Annotated in this window: 24 protein-coding genes and 1 riboswitch; of the genes, 19 read left to right on the forward strand and 5 right to left on the reverse strand. The window is 40.3% G+C overall.

The window, feature by feature from the left end; translation table 11 throughout:
• Positions 1–16 precede the first annotated feature (16 nt).
• The 6 genes from nrdF (at position 17) to IV50_RS05065 (ending at position 4762) form a co-directional block, all read left to right on the forward strand.
• On the forward strand, positions 17–970 hold the full coding sequence (gene nrdF / locus IV50_RS05040) for a class 1b ribonucleoside-diphosphate reductase subunit beta (protein WP_057746003.1): 954 nt from the start codon (positions 17–19) through the stop codon (positions 968–970).
• 328 nt (positions 971–1298) lie between these two features.
• The gene (gene trpX, locus IV50_RS05045; protein ID WP_057746006.1) at positions 1299–2294 is read left to right on the forward strand and encodes a tryptophan ABC transporter substrate-binding protein; all 996 of its coding nucleotides are present in this window, start codon (positions 1299–1301) and stop codon (positions 2292–2294) included.
• A 3-nt stretch (positions 2295–2297) separates the two neighbouring features.
• Positions 2298–3182: an ABC transporter permease gene (locus IV50_RS05050; protein ID WP_057746009.1), complete on the forward strand. Its 885-nt coding sequence runs from the start codon at positions 2298–2300 to the stop codon at positions 3180–3182.
• Entirely contained in the window at positions 3182–3952 is a 771-nt protein-coding gene (locus IV50_RS05055; RefSeq protein WP_371851809.1) for an ABC transporter ATP-binding protein, read from the forward strand. The genes IV50_RS05050 and IV50_RS05055 overlap by 1 nt, the downstream gene beginning before the upstream one ends.
• Before the next feature lie 67 nt (positions 3953–4019).
• Entirely contained in the window at positions 4020–4397 is a 378-nt protein-coding gene (locus IV50_RS05060; protein WP_057746015.1) for a fluoride efflux transporter FluC, read from the forward strand.
• Complete coding sequence (locus tag IV50_RS05065) at positions 4394–4762, forward strand: fluoride efflux transporter FluC (protein ID WP_057746019.1); 369 nt, start codon at positions 4394–4396, stop codon at positions 4760–4762. The genes IV50_RS05060 and IV50_RS05065 overlap by 4 nt, the downstream gene beginning before the upstream one ends.
• 45 nt (positions 4763–4807) lie before the next feature.
• Here the strand turns inward: IV50_RS05065 and IV50_RS05070 are convergent, their stop codons facing one another.
• Positions 4808–5149 (reverse strand): VOC family protein, encoded by a 342-nt coding sequence (locus IV50_RS05070; RefSeq protein ID WP_057746022.1) that lies wholly within the window; start codon positions 5147–5149, stop codon positions 4808–4810.
• 132 nt (positions 5150–5281) lie between these two features.
• Between IV50_RS05070 and IV50_RS05075 the strand changes: the two genes are divergently transcribed.
• The 3 genes from IV50_RS05075 (at position 5282) to mreC (ending at position 7756) form a co-directional block, all read left to right on the forward strand.
• Positions 5282–5713 (forward strand): JAB domain-containing protein, encoded by a 432-nt coding sequence (locus IV50_RS05075; RefSeq protein WP_057746025.1) that lies wholly within the window; start codon positions 5282–5284, stop codon positions 5711–5713.
• 83 nt (positions 5714–5796) lie between these two features.
• Positions 5797–6810, forward strand: coding sequence for a rod shape-determining protein (locus IV50_RS05080; RefSeq protein WP_057746028.1), 1014 nt, complete (start codon positions 5797–5799; stop codon positions 6808–6810).
• Positions 6811–6904: 94 nt separating this feature from the next.
• Entirely contained in the window at positions 6905–7756 is an 852-nt protein-coding gene (mreC, locus tag IV50_RS05085) for a rod shape-determining protein MreC (RefSeq protein WP_057746032.1), read from the forward strand.
• A 29-nt stretch (positions 7757–7785) separates the two neighbouring features.
• Here the strand turns inward: mreC and IV50_RS05090 are convergent, their stop codons facing one another.
• Positions 7786–8412 (reverse strand): carbonic anhydrase family protein, encoded by a 627-nt coding sequence (locus tag IV50_RS05090; RefSeq protein ID WP_057746035.1) that lies wholly within the window; start codon positions 8410–8412, stop codon positions 7786–7788.
• Between the two features lie 283 nt (positions 8413–8695).
• Between IV50_RS05090 and IV50_RS05095 the strand changes: the two genes are divergently transcribed.
• A complete protein-coding gene (locus IV50_RS05095) occupies positions 8696–9667 on the forward strand; it encodes a DMT family transporter (protein ID WP_057746037.1) in 972 nt (323 codons plus the stop codon).
• Positions 9668–9752: 85 nt separating this feature from the next.
• On the opposite strand, the gene IV50_RS05100 is transcribed toward IV50_RS05095, so the two are convergent.
• Positions 9753–10679: an AraC family transcriptional regulator gene (locus IV50_RS05100; RefSeq protein ID WP_057746040.1), complete on the reverse strand. Its 927-nt coding sequence runs from the start codon at positions 10677–10679 to the stop codon at positions 9753–9755.
• A gap of 148 nt (positions 10680–10827) precedes the next feature.
• On the opposite strand from IV50_RS05100, the gene proC reads away from it, so the two are divergent.
• The 5 genes from proC to IV50_RS05125 all read left to right on the forward strand — a co-directional run bounded on the left by proC (position 10828) and on the right by IV50_RS05125 (position 14821).
• A complete protein-coding gene (proC, locus tag IV50_RS05105) occupies positions 10828–11646 on the forward strand; it encodes a pyrroline-5-carboxylate reductase (protein WP_057746043.1) in 819 nt (272 codons plus the stop codon).
• Between the two features lie 113 nt (positions 11647–11759).
• Complete coding sequence (gene mreD / locus IV50_RS05110; protein ID WP_057746046.1) at positions 11760–12377, forward strand: rod shape-determining protein MreD; 618 nt, start codon at positions 11760–11762, stop codon at positions 12375–12377.
• A gap of 319 nt (positions 12378–12696) precedes the next feature.
• A complete protein-coding gene (locus IV50_RS05115) occupies positions 12697–13341 on the forward strand; it encodes an amino acid ABC transporter permease (RefSeq protein WP_057746049.1) in 645 nt (214 codons plus the stop codon).
• Positions 13342–13349: 8 nt separating this feature from the next.
• The gene (locus tag IV50_RS05120; RefSeq protein ID WP_057746052.1) at positions 13350–13988 is read left to right on the forward strand and encodes an amino acid ABC transporter ATP-binding protein; all 639 of its coding nucleotides are present in this window, start codon (positions 13350–13352) and stop codon (positions 13986–13988) included.
• 11 nt (positions 13989–13999) lie between these two features.
• On the forward strand, positions 14000–14821 hold the full coding sequence (locus IV50_RS05125) for an amino acid ABC transporter substrate-binding protein (RefSeq protein ID WP_057746055.1): 822 nt from the start codon (positions 14000–14002) through the stop codon (positions 14819–14821).
• A gap of 28 nt (positions 14822–14849) precedes the next feature.
• Here the strand turns inward: IV50_RS05125 and IV50_RS05130 are convergent, their stop codons facing one another.
• Both IV50_RS05130 and IV50_RS05135 read right to left on the reverse strand, forming a co-directional pair.
• A complete protein-coding gene (locus IV50_RS05130) occupies positions 14850–15326 on the reverse strand; it encodes a GNAT family N-acetyltransferase (protein ID WP_057746058.1) in 477 nt (158 codons plus the stop codon).
• On the reverse strand, positions 15317–15964 hold the full coding sequence (locus tag IV50_RS05135; protein WP_057746061.1) for a hypothetical protein: 648 nt from the start codon (positions 15962–15964) through the stop codon (positions 15317–15319). Before IV50_RS05135 ends, IV50_RS05130 begins: the two co-directional genes overlap by 10 nt.
• A gap of 103 nt (positions 15965–16067) precedes the next feature.
• Here IV50_RS05135 and IV50_RS05140 point away from each other — a divergent pair, with 103 nt between their 5' ends.
• The 4 genes from IV50_RS05140 (at position 16068) to pyk (ending at position 20722) form a co-directional block, all read left to right on the forward strand.
• Positions 16068–16910: a sulfite exporter TauE/SafE family protein gene (locus IV50_RS05140; RefSeq protein WP_057746064.1), complete on the forward strand. Its 843-nt coding sequence runs from the start codon at positions 16068–16070 to the stop codon at positions 16908–16910.
• A gap of 3 nt (positions 16911–16913) precedes the next feature.
• Positions 16914–17294, forward strand: a complete 381-nt coding sequence (locus IV50_RS05145; RefSeq protein WP_069201675.1) for a DUF1634 domain-containing protein — start codon at positions 16914–16916, stop codon at positions 17292–17294.
• A gap of 45 nt (positions 17295–17339) precedes the next feature.
• Positions 17340–17510: riboswitch (Lysine riboswitch) on the forward strand.
• A gap of 96 nt (positions 17511–17606) precedes the next feature.
• Complete coding sequence (locus IV50_RS05150; RefSeq protein WP_057746067.1) at positions 17607–19079, forward strand: amino acid permease; 1473 nt, start codon at positions 17607–17609, stop codon at positions 19077–19079.
• 218 nt (positions 19080–19297) lie between these two features.
• The gene (gene pyk / locus IV50_RS05155) at positions 19298–20722 is read left to right on the forward strand and encodes a pyruvate kinase (protein WP_057746070.1); all 1425 of its coding nucleotides are present in this window, start codon (positions 19298–19300) and stop codon (positions 20720–20722) included.
• Positions 20723–20817 lie beyond the last annotated feature (95 nt).

Below are 20817 nucleotides of genomic sequence, written 5' to 3' on the forward strand. Positions count from 1 at the left end.
AAAAATGAGGGAAATGATGAGCGAACAATATAAACCAATTAATTGGAACAAGATTGAAGATGCAATTGATAAAGCAACATGGGAAAAATTGACTGAACAATTTTGGCTTGATACACGAATTCCGCTTTCGAACGACCTTGATGATTGGCGTAAAATGTCAAAAGTCGAACATAATTTGGTTGGAAAAGTTTTTGGGGGGCTCACGCTACTTGATACGTTACAATCTCAGGATGGGATGACATCTTTGAAGGAAGATATTCGAACGCAACAAGAAGAAGCTGTCTTAAATAATATTGAATTTATGGAATCAGTGCATGCTAAGTCGTATTCATCAATTTTTGAAACGTTAAATACGGAATCTGAAATTAATGAGATTTTTGCATGGGCTGAAACTGATGAGTTCTTGCAATATAAAGCCCAAAAAATCAATGATATTTATCATAACGGGACGGCGTTGCAACGTAAGATTGCTTCTGTTTTCTTGGAAACCTTCTTGTTTTACTCTGGATTCTACACACCACTGTATTACTTGGGGCATAACAAATTAAACAATGTGGCCGAAATTATTAAGCTTATTTTGCGCGATGAATCAGTGCACGGCACGTATATTGGTTATAAATTCCAATTGGGATTCAACGAACTTTCTGAAGCAGAGCAAGCTGACCTTAAGATGTGGATGTACGATCTCGTCTTCGATTTGTACAGCAACGAAGAAAAGTATACTCATGAACTATATGATGAGGTTGGTTGGACCGATTCAGTGCTTACATTCTTACGCTACAATGCCAATAAGGCGTTGATGAATTTGGGACAAAATCCACTCTTCCCAGACGGTGCTGAAGATGTTAATTCAGTGGTTATGAATGGTATTTCAACGACGACTTCAAATCATGACTTTTTCTCACAAGTGGGGAACGGTTATCGTTTGGGTGAAATTGAAGTCATGTCGGATGACGACTACAATTATTAAATTAAAAAAAGGATTTGACACAATTTATTAGAGTGTGTTAATATCATTTTATTCTAAAGGACGGGTGGAAGCAGAGATGATTACATTTAAAACACAATTAAATGGCTGGTGGCGCAGGTAGCCGCATTGAATGTTTTAAACGACAGGTTCAATGCGTATTTCGGTGAGCGATATGTATCGAACCTGTGTAACCAAATCATGCTTCTAAAAACATGAGGTCCACAGGTACAATCCTGTGGATCTTTTTATTTTGCCATAAGAAGATTCTAGGGGGTCGACTTATGGCTTTTTGTTTACAAATTGAAGCAAGAAATAAAGGAGTGCAAAGATGAATAAGAAAGTAATTGCAGGGCTAGTTGTCCTAGCCGGCATAATTGGAATATCGGGAGTTGTTGAATCCAAAAAAGAACACGAAGCCAATAAAATTCCAACGGTGGGTGTTTTACAGTTTATGAAGCATCCTGCGTTAGATGCGATTAATCAAGGGATTAACGATGAATTAGCTAAGGAAGGGTACCACAAGGGAAAGAATATTAAAATTGATTTCCAGAATGCCCAAGGTGATCAATCAAACTTGAAAACCATGGCAACACGTTTCTCAAGTGAACATGCTGATATATCGGTTGGGATTGCAACGCCATCAGCAATTGCATTGGCTAACACAATTAAGAACAAACCTGTGATTTTTTCAGCGGTATCGGATCCAATTGGGAGCAAGTTATTAAAGGATGAACAAAAGCCAGATCGTAATATTACAGGAGTTTCAGATAAAGCACCCTTACCTGGACAACTTAAGTTGATGCAGAAGTTTGTACCAAATATGAAAACGATGGGCGTTATCTACACATCTTCAGATGACTCAGCCTCAACGGAAGCAAAGCAAATGATTAAGTTAGTCGAGGCGGCGGGCATTAAAGTGAAGACGTATACCATCACTTCATCAAACGATTTAAATCAAACGAGTCAACAAATGGTTGCCAATCATCAAGTTGATGCGGTGTTCGTACCCACTGACAATACCATTGCGGGGGCTATGCCCACTTTAATTAAAAATACCAATGCTGCGAAAGTCCCAGTATTCCCTACTGTTGATACAATGGTTTCAGCTGGGGGTGTCGCGGCTAATTCAATTGATCAGCATGAATTAGGGGTCATGACTGGTAAGATGATTGTTAAGGAATTGAAGGGTGAGCAAACCAAGGACTTGCCAGTAGAATATATTAAGCAAGGTAAGGTTGTGATTAACCAGAAGCAAGCTGATGAACTGGGGCTTAAAATTCCGGTCGCTTATCAAGACGCAAAACGAGTTAATGAGGAGAAGTAGATTATGGAAATTATTATTTCAGCCATTGGGCAGGGGATGCTCTGGGCACCACTTGGAATTGGATTATTCCTAACATTTCGTATTTTAAATTTTCCTGATATGACGGTTGAAGGAACCTTTCCACTTGGTGCGGCCGTAGCGGTTACCATGATTGGAAATGGCATTTCACCATTCATTGCGACAGTTGCAGGTGCTTTAACTGGAGCTGCAGCTGGGTTGGTCACAGGTTTATTGTATACAAAGGGAAAAGTACCAATTCTATTAGCTGGAATTTTGACTATGACGGCTATTTATTCAATTAATTTGCGGATCATGGGGCAGGCAAATCGCTCGCTTTTGAATTTACCAACATTATTCAGTGCTAAACTCTTAACTAATTTACCAAATGGGTTCCCCGTAATCTTAGTTGGAACAGTCATTATTACGGTGATTGTGATTCTAACCGCTTTGTTTTTGAAGACGGAATTGGGACAGGCCTTTATCGCGACAGGGGATAACGTTGATATGTCACGTTCATTGGGAATCAATACTGACAATATGACGATTTTGGGTCTTATGGTCGCCAATGCCTTAATTGGACTTGGCGGTGCTTTGGTCGCACAGAACAATGGGTTCGCCGATGTAAATATGGGAATTGGAACAATTGTGGTTGCTTTGGCTTCAATTATCATCGGAGAGGTTATCTTCTCTGGGCAAATGTCATTGACTGATCGATTGATTACCGTTGTATTCGGTTCAATTATTTATCGGTTTGTCCTCGTTGTTGTACTAGCAATTGGCTTTAGTGCAGACGATTTGAAATTGGTGAGCGCAGTAATCTTAGGCTTGGCCTTAATGCTCCCTAATTTTGGTAAGCAGCTTTCAATGAAATATAAGGAAAGGCATTAATTATGACACCAAGTTTAAAACTAGTAGATGCAACCGTTTTGGTTAATCAGGGAACTCCTGAAGAAAAAATTATTTTAGATCATGTAAATTTAACGGTCGAATCAGGTGAATTTGTGACAGTTCTAGGGTCAAATGGGGCCGGAAAGTCGACACTTTTCAATGTTATTGCCGGATCGTTAAAGTTGACCACTGGAAAAGTCTTCCTAGGTGATCAAGATGTGACGCAAATGAATGAAATTGCGCGCACAAAAACGTTATCGCGTGTTTTTCAAGATCCCAAATTAGGGACAGCCCCACGTATGACGGTAGCTGAAAATTTGTTGCTGGCAGAAAGACGTGGTGAAAAGAGACGTTTACGGTCACGTGGACTAACCATTGAGAAAAGAGCTGAGTTAGTGAAGATTGCTGATCAAATGGGTAATGGGCTAGCTCAACGGTTAGATGTGGCCACTGGACAATTGTCCGGGGGTCAACGGCAAGCTTTAGCCTTTTTGATGGCAACTGAAAAACGACCTGAATTATTACTTTTGGATGAACATACCGCAGCCCTAGATCCTAAAACCAGTACACAATTGATGGATTTAACCGACCAACAAATTCGACAACAACATTTAACCGCAATGATGATTACACACAACCTTTCAGATGCGTTAGCATATGGTGATCGATTACTAGTGATGTCGAATGGTAAAATTGCAATGGATTACACGGGTGAAAAGAAACAAGCCTTGACTCTGGAAGAGTTGTTGACGTTCTTTAATCGTTACTAATAGATTTATCTAGCTAGTAAAAAGGTGTATCATAATTGCTGAATATAAATTTTGAAAGGGGAGTGTGATGCATTACTGGCAAAGAATCCTAGCTGTTTTGAGTGGTGGCTTTATCGGTGGTGGCACACGCGAAGCGTTAGAACTACTATTCAATGGGCCGACCTTTCCATTTGGTACCTTATTGATCAATTTAAGTGGGACCTTGCTAAGTGTTGTGGCCGTTGTAATCTTTATTGATAAGTTTACGGTTAACCCGCTCATTTTTGATTTTATTTCAGTGGGCATTTTAGGCGCATATACAACTTATGCGACACTAATCACGGAAACCCTGACTAAATTGACACCTTTGGCTGGGATAACTTATATCACTTTTTCAATTTTTGGTAGCGTTTTGATGGTCTATCTCGGGCGATATGTGGCACGAAAGGTTGTTCATTTGACATGATTCAAGCAACTTATTTAATTTTAATTTCTGGAATTGGGGCTGCGATTGGATCGGTACTCCGTTTTGGTTGTTTAGAGTTAGCGTCAAAATGGTTCGGACGACTGGGGGATTTTATGTTTTTAGGCATAAATTTAATCGCCGCAGCGCTGGCGGGTGTGGTCTACGGACTCCAGCCAAGTCTATTTGCGAATACATTCCTTGCAAGTGGGATTATTGGCGGATTTTCAACTTTTTCGGCACCAATTGTTGATTTAGCTGACAACATACGATTAGCAGATAAACGATGGTTAGCGATCGGGCGCATGTTTTTGTTAATTATTGGTGGATTATTGTGCTTTAAACTCGGACAGTGGCTGGCCAATTAAAATAAAAAAGGTAACACGTAAACAATAAGTTTATGTGTTACCTTTTTATTTTTTGGTGCATAGGTTGATGTGGTTGCCTTCAAAGTCTGCAATGTGAAAAATAGAAGTACCTTTATCTGTCGTCATAGGTGCAATTTGTGGGACATCGTAATTAATTAAATGATTTTCGATGGCCTGTGGTGTGTCTTGAACAGTAATGGTTAAGGTGGTTGGATTCATTTCAGTTTGGATTGGTTCAAAAATCAAAGGCTCGCCCTGGAATGATAGGTGACTTTTTTCGTGAGCTGAGAAAGTTGATGGTAAGTCGAACACTTCTCGGTAAAAGCGAACAGCTCGATCAAGATCCGCAACAGGGATTTTAAAGGTTGAAAACGAAGAAACACGCATAGTTAAAGGCTCCTTTTCTATTTAAGCAGTTATTTTATTCAAGTATAACTGCTTGATGGTTTCATTTAAATAACATTAATCTAAATTTTGCTAAATGACGTCTCTTTTAGGAACGAGTCAAGGAGGGTGAGTATGGAAAAGGTGAAGTCAATTGAACAGCTGGGATGCTACTTGGTTGATAAGTATGGGACGCAACCACAGGAAGGGTGTTGGATTATTGCAGTAGATACGCAACTCAATATTTTAAATGAATCCTTGGTTGCGATGGGGACGCTCAATCAGGTAGCCATTCATCCGCGTGATGTATATCGTCACTTGATTGCGATTAACGCATATGGGTTTATGATGGTACATAATCATCCGAGTGGTAACCTGACGGCATCATCATCAGATTATCAGGTTTTACAGCAATTTATTTTGTGTAGCGCGATTATAAAAATACATTTTTTTGATTTTTTCATTATTAGTCGACACGGTTATCGGAGTTATCGTAATTATCCAAATTGGAAGGAAATTAACTTACAAAGACTCTTGGATATCTGGACGAACATGACCGAATTGTGATAAAATTAAACATACTGAAAGTAGTTAAAGGGATGCTTTAACTAGCTATAAAATTTAAATCTAACAGAAAAGGGATAAAAGCCGTGTTTTCATTTGGAACTCATAATGTAGGAATTGACTTAGGTACGGCAAATACCTTAGTTTATATCGAAGGTAAAGGAATTGTATTACGTGAGCCATCAGTTGTTGCTCGCAATACAAAGACAAACGAAATTGTAGCAGTTGGTCAAGAAGCAAAAGAAATGTTGGGGCGTACCCCCGTAACAATTAAAGCAATCCGTCCAATGCGTGACGGTGTTATTGCGGATTACGAAACAACTGTTGCCATGCTTAAGTATTATCTTGGTAAAGCACTAGGTAACTCACGTGGAAATAGCGCCAAGCCATATGTCACAATTGGTGTGCCATCAGGTGTTACTGCCGTAGAACGTCGTGCAGTTATTGATGCTGCTCGTGTTGCTGGAGCACGTGATGCATATGTACTCGAAGAACCATTCGCCGCAGCTGTTGGGGCAGAATTACCTGTCTATGATCCAACTGGATCAATGGTCGCTGACCTTGGTGGTGGTACTTCTGATATTGCAACAATCTCACTTGGTGACATTGTTTCTTCTCGTTCAATTCGAATGGCCGGAGATACAATGGATGAAGCGATTATGAACTATATCCGTCAAAACTATTCCGTTTTGATTGGTGAGCAAACTGCTGAACGTTTGAAGATTGAAATTGGTTCTGCTGACATTGAAAAGGCAGAAGAAATGGGAGTGGGAACGGCTCGTGGTCGTGATTTGGTCACTGGTCTACCTAAGACAATTGAAATCCCAGCTAAGGATATCGCGATTGCAATTAACGATGTGATTAATGAAGTCATTGTTGCCATTAAGGAAACTTTGGAAGAAACATCACCAGAAATTGCTGCCGATGTTATCGATCATGGAATTGTTCTAACTGGTGGTGGTGCGCTGCTAAAGCACATGGATTCTGTCATTGCTGAAGCAACTAAGGTGCCTGTCTTTGTTGCCCCAGAACCATTGGATGCTGTTGCACTTGGAACAGGTGAAGCACTTAAGTCCATTGATGTTTTGAAAAACAACTAAACGCTAATAGTAATTGACGCCGCGCCAATTTCGGTGAGGCGTTCTTTATTATCGAGTCACTTTAGTTGAGGTAGTTAAGAAAGGATCCTGCGCAATGAAGAAATTACTAACGTCACGACGCCTAGTGGTTTTAGTTGTGGTTGTTATGGTGACTGTGGGTGTGATTACTTTTAGTTCGCGTACGCGTACTTCCCAAGAAAAGCCAGCCTTGCCAATGCGCATTGCTTCGGATGTATCGACATGGGTCTCAGAAGTAGTGACTTCACCGGTGAAGGCCGTTGGAAACACATACAATGCGATGACACAAATGTTTGATGTCTATGAAGAAAATGAACGTTTAAACAAAAAGGTTAATCAACTTGCAGCAACACAGGTTCAGTTACAAAATGAACAACATGAAAACAAAGCTTTAAAGAAACAGCTTAAAATTGATAAAACTTTAACTGACTATAGCATAGTGAATGCGGCCGTGATTGCTCGTTCACCAAGTAATTGGCAGTCTCAATTAATCATTAATCGTGGATCTAATGCTGGTTTGAAGAAAAGTATGTCAGTAATGGGCGCTGGTGGTATGATTGGTCGTATTTCAGAAGTGGATACGACAAGTGCCAAAGTGGAACTACTGTCTGATAATAGTCAGACTGCGGATCGCTTTGCCATTCGAGTAACAAATAAGAACAACCAGACGGTTGATGGTATTGTTGCAAAGTTTGATCAAACAAAAAATCAAATTGTAATGAGCAAGATTACTTCCAAGACAGAGGTTAAGCCTGGCGATCCGGTTACGACAAGTGGTCTAGGTGGTATTACACCATCTGGTCTTTATGTTGGAAAAGTAAATAAGGTTGTTGAGTCTGATTATGGACTTACTCGCACGATTTATATTGACCCAGCTGTGGATTACAATAATATCCCAGTTGTTAGTGTGGCTATTCCTGAAAGTTAAAAAAAAGCGTACCCTTGGGTACGCTTTTTTTAATTAAAATATTCAATTGGACGATCATTATCTGGTTGGAGTTTGCGATTATTACCACGATAATATTGATGAAATTTATCAAGCTCAGCTTGTCCGATTTGAATGGCGTGATCAAGCACATACCATTCAACATTCTCAGTTAGTGGTGGTGTGGTCAATGAACCCAAATAATGTAAATAAGTGCGTTCTTCAGGTAGTAAGTCACTCAAGGCAATTGGAAGGGCCCTCTGAGTGCCAATATTGTCAAAAATGGTATGAAAGGCAGCATTTGTATTTCCCAACATTACAGGCACTGCGACAACGGCCATTTGACCATCTGCTGCTAAGTGCACAAAGTGTAATTCTGCGGTCGCTTGAACCCCGTCAATCACGTGTTCGCTAGGTGTGTGAAGATGCGCCTGTTGAACAGTGAATTTACGGTGGTTTAACGTAGCGTGACCAGTAAGTCCAAATTCAATACTTGCGCCAGTATCACGAACATATGTGACAGTGGGGTCGTAGTCTAAGGCAATCGTTGAAAGATTGTCATCGGCAATCGCTTTTTGATGATTAAGGGCAATTGGAGACTGATGTGTTCCCGTAATAAAGTCCCAATTTTCTTGCTGATCGTAATTTAAATGTTGCATAACTTTACCTCCATAAGTTATAAATTAGCAAGTTTTTACGCAAAGTGTCAAAATGACTTTTTTTTAAAACATTAAAAAAAACACAGCAAAATTCAATTTGTTCAACAATACACAAAGATAAATGGGCGTTCTACATATATATCAATTCCACTGAACCTTGTCACGATAGAGTTTAAGACAACAAAAACCACTAAAAAAATGCGAAAAGACACTTCCAATTCGCCCCCTCCGTGGTACTATTAGTAAAAAAATTCACAATATATATTTTTAAGGAGCTCTTATTATGAGTACGACACTTGAGACTAAAGCACCAAGTAAATCAATGATTATTTTGGCCGCTGTGGTTGCTAATATTATCTGGGGAACCCCATTTAAGTTATTGAAGTTAATGTATGCTAGCATGGACGTTTCACGTGAGGCTTTGGGAGATCGCTATATCGCCCAAGTGCTTACAATCGTGAGTGTGCGTTTCTTACTTGCAGGATTGTTAACACTAGCTGTAGCAATGATTATGCGTCAGAACATTGTTAAGATGTCAAAGATTCAATTCCGAAATGTTGTTATTATGGGTCTGGTTTCAACTGGATTTGCATACTTTTTCTTTAACATCGGAAATGTAAACATTTCATCAACAATTAACTCAACAATTTTGGCACAATCAACTATCTTCTTTACGGCTTTGTTAGCCAACTTCATCTACTCAGATGATAGGCTCACACCAATGAAGACACTTGGATTGGTAATTGGGTTTGCCGGATTGATCATCTCACAATTAACTGGTGGGACTTCAATTGGTGACATGTTCCATTTCTCAATCACCGGTGAAGGATTCATGTTGATGTATGGATTGATGGCCGCCCTTGGAACAATCTTGGCGAAGTACCTTGGTTCTTCATTGAACGTGTTCGTGATGACTGGATGGAGTTTGGTTGTTGGTGCCATCTTCTTGTTTGTTGTTGGTACATTGATGGGTGGAAGCCTAACAAGTGTTCACTGGACAACAGAAGGAATCTTGTTGTTGATCTTATTGGCTGCGTTTGCTGCAATTCCGTTCACCCTTTGGAACTGGGCCGCAACTTGGGGTAAGCTTAGCGAAATTTCAGTCTTCAAGTTTATCATGCCAATCTCAGGTAGTTTGCTATCTGTTGCCTTCGGTGAAAGTTTTACAACATCATTGTTGATCGGATTGATTCTTGTCTGTGTCTCAATCATTATGTTGAACTTGCCAAGCAAGAAGCCATTACAAGCTAATTAAACAAAAAAGCTAATTCAGCTGGTGCTAAGTGCACCAACATGAATTAGCTTTTTTATTAGGTGATGCAGATGCATCAGAACTTACTTTAGGCGAGCGGCGTCGCCTGTCGATATTGCTTAGGCGTCATGCCTACCTTTTGTTTGAATAACTTGTAGAAGTACGACTTATCGGCAAAACCGACATTCTCCGAAACAAGATTAATGCTTTCACTAGAATGGGTAAGGAGCCATTTAGCACGTTCAATTTTCTTGTCCATAACAATTTCTTGGAAGGTCATATGAAAATTTTTGCGAATCATTTTGGAAGTGTAGCTAGGGCTATAGCCAAGTTCTTGGGCTAGGCTCTCCAGCGAGATACTAGTCAGTTCACGGTCGATTAATTGCAAGATATGCTGGCTTGATTGGCCGTTCGACATCTGCGGTAAATAGTTATCCAAGTTGGTTAACATCCACAAGAAAATCGGGAAAATCATTGCCCGTTGTCGGGCTAAGATAAATTTAGATAGGAATAGTATTGAAAAATTCGCATCACTATCAGTCGGGATTTGCAAAATCAACGGATCATTCTGACTATTTAACAAACCAAAGTTTGCAAACACATAATTCTCCATTTGACCATTTGATTGTGCAAAATAATGCGCTTTTTCATTGATGAATTCACGTTTAATATAAATTGATACGATTTTCGTATCGGTAGCGTGGCTTTCATATTCGATATGTGTATCGGCGTTGGCAAAAATCAAATGGCCGGCTTCTAATTCACATTGTTTGTCGGAATCAATCCAGGCGGTAACTTGGCCTGATAACACATATAAGATACGGGGGAATTCTGCTCGAAAATCCAGATAACTTTCTTGGTGGGCATAAAAGCAGGCAGTAATTAAATCAGATGATTGGCCAAATTGCGTAATGAAATGGGTGATTTCACGACTAGTTGTGAGATAGTTTTTGGAATCATTTAAAAAGGCAAATAGGTTTTGGATTTGCTTGTCTGAGGGGTAATAATTTGGCACGAGTATTGTCCTTACTTAAAAGAGATTACCACTAATGTAACATAAAAAGACACTTTATTCAGTGTCTTTATTCATACATATTTTCTATAATGTTAGATGGAAGATTAATAAGATAATTATACCTAAGTAATATTCGGAGGAAGTTCAAATGAAGATTGGTTTTATCGGAACTGGTAACATGTCAGGTGCCATCATCAAGGGAATTATTGATTCAAAGTTCGTTGATGCAAGTGATGTCCACCTATATGACCGTAATGTTGATTTTGCTAAGTCACGCGCAGAAGGTTTTGGGGCAAACGCCACAGATACTGCCACTGAATTAGTTGAAGCAGTTGATTATATTTTGTTGGGTGTTAAGCCACACATTATTCCAGCTGTCGTGAAGGAAATTCGTGATAGCTTGGCAAAGAATGATAAGGTTTTGATTTCTATTGCTGCCGGAACATCAACTGAATCAATCTTGAAGACAGTTGGTTTGGCAAACATGGAACAATCAATCATTCGTGTTATGCCTAACATGAACGTGATGGTTGGTGAAGGTGCCTCAGCGGTTGCTGGAAACGAAAATGCAACTGAAGAACAAGTTGAATTCGTTAAGGATATGTTCGGTACAATTGGTAAGTCATGGGTACTTGACGAACATTACTTCTCAGCCTTTACTGCAATCTCTGGAAGCATGCCTGCGTATGTTTTCTTGTTCATTGACAGTATTGCCCGCGCCGGTGTTAAGCATGGTTTGACAAAGGCTATGGCTGATGAAATCGCCACACAAGCTGTTTTGGGTAGTGCCAAGACCCTTCAAGGGACTGATGATTCAGCTTGGACAATGGTTGATAAGGTTAGCTCACCAGGTGGAACTACGGTTGCTGGTTTGCTAGAATTGATCGATGAAGGCTTCATCTCTGATGTTGTTGCTGGTGTTGATGCAACTGTTGCCAAGGACATTGAACTTGGTAAGCAAAAGTAATAAATGATTAAGTTACAGAATTTATTCTGTAACTTTTTTATTTATATTTGACGTGCTGCGCGAAGGGCGCTATCCTATGTAGATAGAAGCCGCTTGGCAATGGAGAAGTTAATATGTTGAAATATATTCGGACGACATGGTTACATGTGGTCATCGTCATGTTGGCAGTTTTTCTGGACGGAGGAATTGCACAACAATTTGCAGGGGTCTTGTTTAAATTACCAATGTCAGCAAGTCCTTACATTACAATACTCGCAATTTTAATGCCGATTCTTTCGGGAACAGTAAAGCAGATTGGTAATCGTTGGTTATATGCAACGGCAATTGTCGCGGGGGTGTTATCCGACATTTTTTATGTGGGGGTCATTGGGATTGCAACCATTGGATTTCCAATTACAATCTGGTTAGCAAAGAAAATCCAACACTATCTACCTGATACAATGGGCTGGTCAATGGTGACTTGGTTCTTGTCAATGTGTGCCTATCTGATCTTTGATTATTTCGCTTTTGGGATTATCAATTTGGCAAACATGGATGTCTTTAACTTTATTGTCTTCCACTTATTCCCAACGCTTATTGTGAATTTGATTTTCTATATTGTTTTGTATGCACCATTGAGTTATCTTTATCATGTGACGAAACAACCAGATATTTCAAGTTACAATACGGATCAACGGGATTTGAATTCTGGGGTACCTATTCGGACACGCACACGTTCCCGTCGACAATAGTTGACAAAAAGTTAAATTTCCGTTAGAGTTAGTTTCACAAACAATATATATAAACAAATGAGCAAACGAGTAACCAACTAGTTATCAACAGAGAGCCACGCTGAAATTGTGAAGTGGTGTTAACTTGCGGTGAACCACACTTGCGATTATGAATAGCAATATTCGGTTGTCACCGTTATCGACTGTGCCAGGAAAATGGGTACATGAGTATTAAACAGTAATGTTTAGTAGAATTAGAGGTGGAACCGCGATTAAGTCGCCCTCGAGTAAACAATAGTTTACTCGAGGGCTTTTTTTGTACCAATAGAGGAGGCGTGCAATGCACTACATTTTAGATATTTTACCCAGTTTATTAGATGGTTTAAAAATGACCCTAGGTGTCTTTGGACTGACCTTAATTGGTGCCATCCCTCTAGGGGTGGTGATTGCTTTAGCCATGCAATCCAAGCTAGTTGTCCTACGTTCGGTGACAAACATGTACATCACAATCATGCGTGGAACACCGCTACTGCTCCAGATTGTCTTTGTCTATTATGGATTGAGTTTGGCTAATATTGTGACGTTACCTAGATTTGAAGCAGCTGTTTTCACATTCATTTTAAATTACGCTGCTTATTTCGCCGAAATTTTCAGAGGCGGATTCCAATCAATTGCACAAGGACAATATGATGGTGCCCGCGTGCTAGGCTTTTCAAAAGGGAAAACATTGCGGTACATTGTTCTCCCACAAGTCGTCAAGGTGGTGATGCCTTCTGTAGGTAATGAAGTGATTAATTTAGTGAAAGATTCATCACTTGTTTATGTCATTGGGTTAGGTGATCTCATGCGGGCTGGAAACATCGCTGCTGCACGGGATGTCAGCCTAGTACCGTATCTGTTAGTTGGTGCCTTATATTTATGCTTGACGGTGCTATTAACTTATGGCATGCGTTATATCGAAAAGCGGATGAACTATTATCGTTAGGAGACATTATGTTAGAAATTAAAAACTTATCAAAGCGTTATGATGATCGGGTTGTCTTTAAAAACTTAAATTTAACCGTTGCTGATGGTGAAATCCTAACGATTATTGGACCTTCAGGAATTGGTAAAACGACTTTTTTACGCATATTAGCAGGGTTAACGCCAGCTGATTCAGGCAGTATCACTTTGGATGGTAAACCTTTAGCAATTGATGGCACGCGTAGTGGTGCTGATGTTGGTGTGATTTTTCAGGATTTTAACCTATTTCCACAATACTCAGTTGCTGAAAATATTGAGCTTGCACCCAAATTGGTCGCAAAAAAATCGGCTCAGGCAGTCACTCAAGAAACAGAACGTCTTTTGAATGACATGGATTTGCAAGCGCAACGCGACCAATATCCGTTCCAACTCTCGGGGGGACAAAAACAACGTGTTGCGATTGCACGAGCTTTGGCCATGCAGCCAGGACTATTGGCTTATGATGAACCAACCTCTGGACTTGATGCTGCCTCAACGCAACGTGTGACTGATGTGACGAAAGACCTACAACAACGTGGTGTTACACAATTGATTGTTACACACGACTTGCCTTTTGCTGAAGCTGTTCAGGGACGTCATTTTGATTTTGCAACTGATGTAGAACGTTAGAGGTACGCAAGATGCATAATAAAAAACTCAAATTGTTAATTGGTAACGGTCTTGCTCTGATCATTTTAGCCCTGATTATTGGTGGACTTAGCTATCGCATGAGTCATCGTCAAGATTCTTGGCATGCATTGCAACAACGCAAAACAGTGGTCATTGGGATTGATGACACTTATGTTCCAATGGGATTTAGAGATAAAAAAGGGCACCTAGTTGGCTACGATGTTGAGTTAGCCCGTGCCACGTTTGAACGCATGGGTTTAAAACCCAAATTTCAAACGATAGATTGGTCAATGAATCAAACGGAATTGGCGACTGGACATATTGACGTGATTTGGAACGGTTACACAATTAATGCTGAACGTAAGCAGAAGGTGGCTTTTTCAAATCCATATCATTCTGATCGGTTAGTGCTGTTGACGAAACAATCAGCGCCAATTCGGCAAGCTTCAGATATGAAAAATAAAAATTTAGCAGTTCAATCAGGTTCTTCGGGCTTTGATAGTTTAAATGCACAGCCACAATATTTAAAAAAATATTTGAATCGAAAAGTATCGCAGTATGACACCTATGACAAAGCTATTAATGATTTGCAAGTTGGTCGGGTGGATGCAGTATTAATTGATCGGGATTATGCAAATTATTATATGACGCATGAACAGCTGAAAACGCCTTTGCGAATGGTTCAAACAGCCTTTCCCAAGGACGAGTACGGTGTTGGCTTTAGAAAAGAAGACAAAGTACTGCGTGAGCGCGTGAATCGTCAATTGACGGAGTTACAGCAGGATGGGACTGAGTCCAAGTTAGGTCAAAAATACTTTGGTACAGCCAATTAAAAAAACGCACATCATAGATGTGCGTTTTTTAATCGATTTTCTTTTCAAAAATACAAAGCGTTTGACCAAAGAAATTCGTGAATTCAGTTAGTTTGGTGAAAGATAGTCCTTCGACAACATGAACTGAAGCAAGATTATCGGCAAACATCTCGGCTTGCACGATTGCTGGGCCATTCATGTGGCGGAACAAAACTTCTAAAGCTTGGTGCATATAACCGTGATGCTCGTATGCTTCATCGAGTGAATAAGCAAGGCTATAATGTGTTAAATCGTCAGTTCCTTGGTCCAAGGCTCGATACACTGTGATTGAACCAATCAGCTGATCATCTAACAAAATTTGGAAGAAATAAGGTTGTTTCAGTGCTTCCGCAAAGCTACTCTGTAGGGATGATTCAGAAACATCCATTTGGAGACCAGCTTGCGCTTTAGGTTGTTGCATGAGTTGTTTGTATGCTGCAAATTGGTCTGATTGCCAGGCCTTTAATCCAATTGTATTTAATACCATGATCCATAAAATCCATTCATTTTGGCAAGGGTAGGGGCATATTGAACATAAAAGTGTTCAAAGAGTTCTAGTACGATGATTGCAAATAACCAGCCGGCGATGACGCCGCTAAATTGGACGTCGGGTTGAAATAGGTTTGCTAAGAAAACAAGGCACCACATCATTAGCATGACAAGATGGAGCGTGCTCCGACGCCAAATTGATTGAATCTCTGGTCCGACAAAGCTGGCAACAAACGTGTAAATTAAGGTTGCCCAGAAAATGCCGAAGGCCGGAAATTGCATGGCGTGATTAAAATTAGTAATCGGTAAAATAAAATCAACGATATGCAGTAGTATCCCACTAATTATGCTCGTTGTCATCAACCAAAAGGCGGGAATCTTAAATTTAAAGCCCCATAGGAAAAAGGCCAGCAAGAAAATGACGAGGCAACTTCCCCAACTATGACTGAAGAAAAAAATAAAACTCAGAAAATAGTGGAGCCAGTTCGGTAACATTGTGAGTTGAAGTTGGGCAGTTAAGTTGTCCAACACTGAAAGTAAGGCGACATGGCTGAAAACAGCCCATACTAGTCCGATAAAGCTCAGGCTACTTAAGGCCAAAAGCCACCGTTGCGCATGATAGTTTCGTATTAACATACATCCATTCCTTAAATTTTTTGATTAATTCTAGTGTATACTAAATTACAAGAAGCGTATAATCATTTGTGCAATATTTTGTAAAAAAGAGTAGGGGGAACAAATGGTAACACAAACATTAATTATGTTGGTGACAGGTGTCGTGGCAGGAGCTTTAGGATCAATTCTGGGCTTAGGTGGCGGTATTATTGTCACACCGGTTTTAACGATTTTTATGAGCTTGGATATTAAATATGCCGTTGGTGCAAGTATTATTGCGGTAATTGCCACAAGTTCTGGTTCTGCGGTCGCCTTTTTAAAAGATGATGTCTTAAACCTACGGGTGGCGATGTTTTTGGAAATTTTCACGACATTGGGGGCACTATTAGGCGCCATCTTATCAGGATTTTTCCACGCAACAGTGTTGTACTTTTTATTCGGGGCTTTATTGATTTTTCAAGCCTGGAATATGTGGCAAAAACTGCGGGGGAGTAAAACGGAAACTGTTTTAACACAGTCTGATGCGCTCGCCGAAAAGCTTGAATTGAATGGTGAGTACTACGATAAACAAGAAGGTAAGACCATCCAGTACGGTTTGGAACGTGTGCCAGGGGGAGCAGCAGTTATGTTTGGTGCTGGGATTGCATCAGGTTTATTGGGCATCGGTTCAGGGGCGTTTAAAGTGATGGCAATGGACGGTGTTATGAAAATGCCGTTGAAAGCCTCATCGGCCACTTCAAACTTGATGATGGGAGTAACGGCAGCTGCTTCTGCTACGGTCTATTTCTTTAACGGGATGATTAATCCTGTTATTGCAGTTCCGATGGCCTTGGGAATTTTGGTAGGATCAACAATTGGGTCACATGTTATGCAGTATTTGCCAGCACGTTTAATCCGAAAGATTTTTATTCCGGTGGTCTTGATTATGGCCCTCCAGTTAATTTTTAAAGGAATGGCGGTATTTTAAATCATGACAAAAGAAATGCAACAAACGCAAGATGAAAAAAATTTAGCACATATGGAAGTTGTGATTGGAAAGATTATGCGAATTGGTGTTGCGCTAGCGCTAGTCGCGATGTTAGTTGGTTTTGTTCTATTATGTTTGAATCCACAAGCTGCTAACCAGCCATTCCCAACACGATTGAGCCTAATCTGGCAGGGACTCATCAGCTGGCAACCACTCGCATGGATGATGTTTGGATTACTATTGTTAATTTTCACACCTGTTTTACGAGTGGTCGTTTCTATTTTTGCTTTCGCTAAAATCCATGATCATCTATATGTTGCCATTACAACGCTAGTGCTTTTTATTTTATGTATTGCGATTGTTTATGGGTATCATGCGCGTTAACGCTTGACGGAAACACAAAATTAACTTAAACTGTTTACAGCATAAAAAGAAAATAGAGGTTGCAATCAACAAGAGTCACTAACCAAATCGGCAGATTATGCGGTTAGTAAAAGGGGCGATTGCCGAAATGCACCGATTGGCAAATCGGGGTGTTGGTCCAGGTATTAAGAGTAACTGGACTGTCGTAATCAATGATTACGGGGAGCTATCAAATACTTGGCAAAAATACAGACGCCTAGTTTACGATGATAGTCGTAGACTAGGCTTTTCTTTTGCCAAATATTTGGGGCCTCAAAAAATTAGGAGGATTTTATGTCAAATGATGCAAATGAGTCGGCAGGGCTCAAGCGAACGCTAAAAACCCGTCACCTTTCAATGATTGCGCTTGGTGGAACAATTGGAACTGGATTGTTTGTGACTTCCGGTGCCACTGTTGCACAAGCAGGACCAATGGGAGCTCTAGCCGCATACGCGGTCATGGGCTTGATGGTCTACTTTTTGATGACGAGTTTAGGAGAGATGGCAACGTACATGCCTGTTTCTGGGTCATTCTCAACTTATGCTGATCGTTTCGTCGATCCAGCATTTGGTTTTGCAATGGGATGGAATTTCTGGTTAAATTGGGCGATTACGGTGGCGGTTGAAGCAGCAACGGTTGGTGTTGTGATGGGCTATTGGTTCCCGCACACGCCAGGCTGGACCTGGTCATTTGCGACCTTAGCATTGATTTTATTGATTAATTTACTATCAACTAAAACTTATGGTGAAACTGAGTTTTGGATGGCTATGATTAAGGTGGTAGCGGTCATTGCCTTCTTGATTGTCGGGTTTGCCATGATTCTTGGGATTATGACGTACAAGCCAGATGTTGCCCGTAATCTATCAGTTGGTAATCACGGATTCGTCAATGGATTCAACGGGATTTTAGCTGTTCTGATGGTGGCTGGATTCTCATTCCAAGGAACCGAATTTATCGGCATTACAGCTGGTGAATCTGAAACACCAGAGACATCAGTACCAACAGCGATTAAGCAAGTATTCTGGCGAATTTTGCTATTCTACATTGGGGCAATTTTCGTAATTGGTGCCATCATTTATTACAAGGATCCATCATTATTGAGTGCGAGTGAAGATAATATTGCAGTGTCACCATTTACGTTAGTATTTGAACGAGCCGGGTTGGCCAGTGCGGCAGCTGTAATGAATGCAGTCATTCTAACTTCGGTCATTTCATCAGCTAATTCAGGACTATATACGTCATCACGTATGCTATACTCAATGGCTGAAGAAGGCATGGCACCGGCTTTCTTTAAGAAGATTAACCCCAAGTCAGGCATTCCAACCCGTGCCTTAGCTGTCACAATTATCGTTAGTGCGTTAACATTGGCCACAAGTTTATTTGGTAAGAATGTTTACTTGTATCTAGTGGCGGCTTCTGGGCTAACTGGATTTATTACATGGATTGGTATTGCTATCTGTGCTTATCGTTTCCGTCGTGCCTTTATTGCGCAAGGCCATACTGTTTCAGAGTTACGCTATCATGCAAAGTGGTTCCCGGTAGGACCCATTTTGGCACTGATTATGTCTATTATTGTGGTAGCCGGACAAGATTTGGCATCCTTCCAAGGACCAATTTCACACTGGAATTGGCAGGCTATTATTACAACTTATCTGGCAATTCCAATTTTCTTAGGCCTATTTTTCTACTACAAATTAAAGCACCATACAAAAATGCGTTCATTACAGGACGTCGATTTAAAGACTGATGCACGTCCAATGAAATAAAAACTTTTAAACACACAGCTGGTGGCAGCTGTGTGTTTTTTTGTTAGAAAAACGGTTTACGTTGACCTTGGGTAAACTAATCAAAATATCTTTTTTAATGGAAGTGTTTACAACGAAAATTTAACCTGAATTTGTGTGTTAAAACACAAGAGAGTAGTGTACAATAATTATTGGATACAAAAGTATTGCTATCAAAAAACAAAGGAGATTTTTCAATAATGAAAAAGACCAAGATCGTTTCTACACTTGGACCTGCCAGTACCGATGTCGAAACAATTACAAACTTGTTAGAAGCTGGTGCCAATGTTACACGTTTCAACTTCTCTCACGGAGATCATGAAGAACATTTGGGACGCATGAACGCTGTGCACGAAGCCGAAGCTAAGACAGGTAAGATTGCTGGTTTGCTATTGGACACAAAGGGTGCGGAAATCCGTACTACTGTTCAAAAGCCAGGTAAAATCGAATTTAACATCGGTGATGTCGTTCGTATTTCTATGGATGATTCACTAGAAGGAACTAAGGAAAAGATTGCTGTTACTTACCCTGGTTTGTTCGATGATGTTCATGTTGGTGGACACGTTTTGTTTGACGATGGAAAAATTGACATGCTTATCACTGATAAGGATGAAGCCAGCCGCGAATTGGTAACTGTTGTTGAAAACCATGGTTTGTTGGGATCACGTAAGGGTGTTAACGCACCTGGTGTTTCAATCAACTTGCCAGGTATTACTGAAAAGGATGCCGATGATATCCGTTTTGGTTTGGCAAACGGAATCCAATTCATTGCTGCTTCATTCGTTCGTAAGCCTGAAGACGTTGAAGATATTCGCGTCTTGCTTAAGGAAGCGAACCGTGAAGATGTTATGATCTTCCCTAAGATTGAATCACAAGAAGGTATCGACAACTTCCCAGAAATCTTGAAGGTTTCTGATGGATTGATGATTGCTCGTGGAGACATGGGTGTCGAGATTCCACCTGAAAATGTGCCTTTGGTTCAAAAGGATTTGATCCGCATGATGAACGCTGCCGGAAAGCCTGTTATTACAGCTACTGACATGCTTGATTCAATGCAAGAAAACCCACGTCCTACACGTGCCGAAGCTTCTGACGTTGCCAACGCTGTGTTTGACGGAACTGATGCAACAATGCTTTCTGGTGAATCAGCTAACGGTGCATACCCAGTTGAAGCAGTTGCAACAATGGCACGTATTGACGAAAAGGCTGAAACTGCTTTGCGTCAAAACGGTCGTCACAAGGATGATTATGTAACAGATGATGTTACTGAATCTGTTGCTGCTTCAGTTGCGAACGCTGCTAACAACTTGCCAGATGTTAAGGCTATCGTTGCTGCTACTAACTCAGGTTACACAGCAAAGATGATTTCAAAGTATCGTCCAGATGCTGATATCTTGGCTTTGACATTTGATGAGATGGTTCAACGTTCATTGACAATTTACTGGGGTGTACAACCAATCGTTGTTGATCCAGTAAACACAACTGACGAAATGATTGAACTTGCTAAGAAGCAAGCTGTTGAACAAGGATTGGCTGTTAAGGGTGACAAGATCATCGTTACTGCTGGTATCCCTGTTACAACTTCAGGAACAACTAACTTGTTCACAATCGTAACAGTTGACTAATTTCTAACAATAAAAACACATGATACCTCTGGTATCATGTGTTTTTTTGTTATGTAATTTAGCAATTTATGCTATTCTAATAGTACATAATAAAT

It is taken from the genome of Weissella viridescens, assembly GCF_001437355.1.
GTDB lineage: Bacteria > Bacillota > Bacilli > Lactobacillales > Lactobacillaceae > Weissella > Weissella viridescens.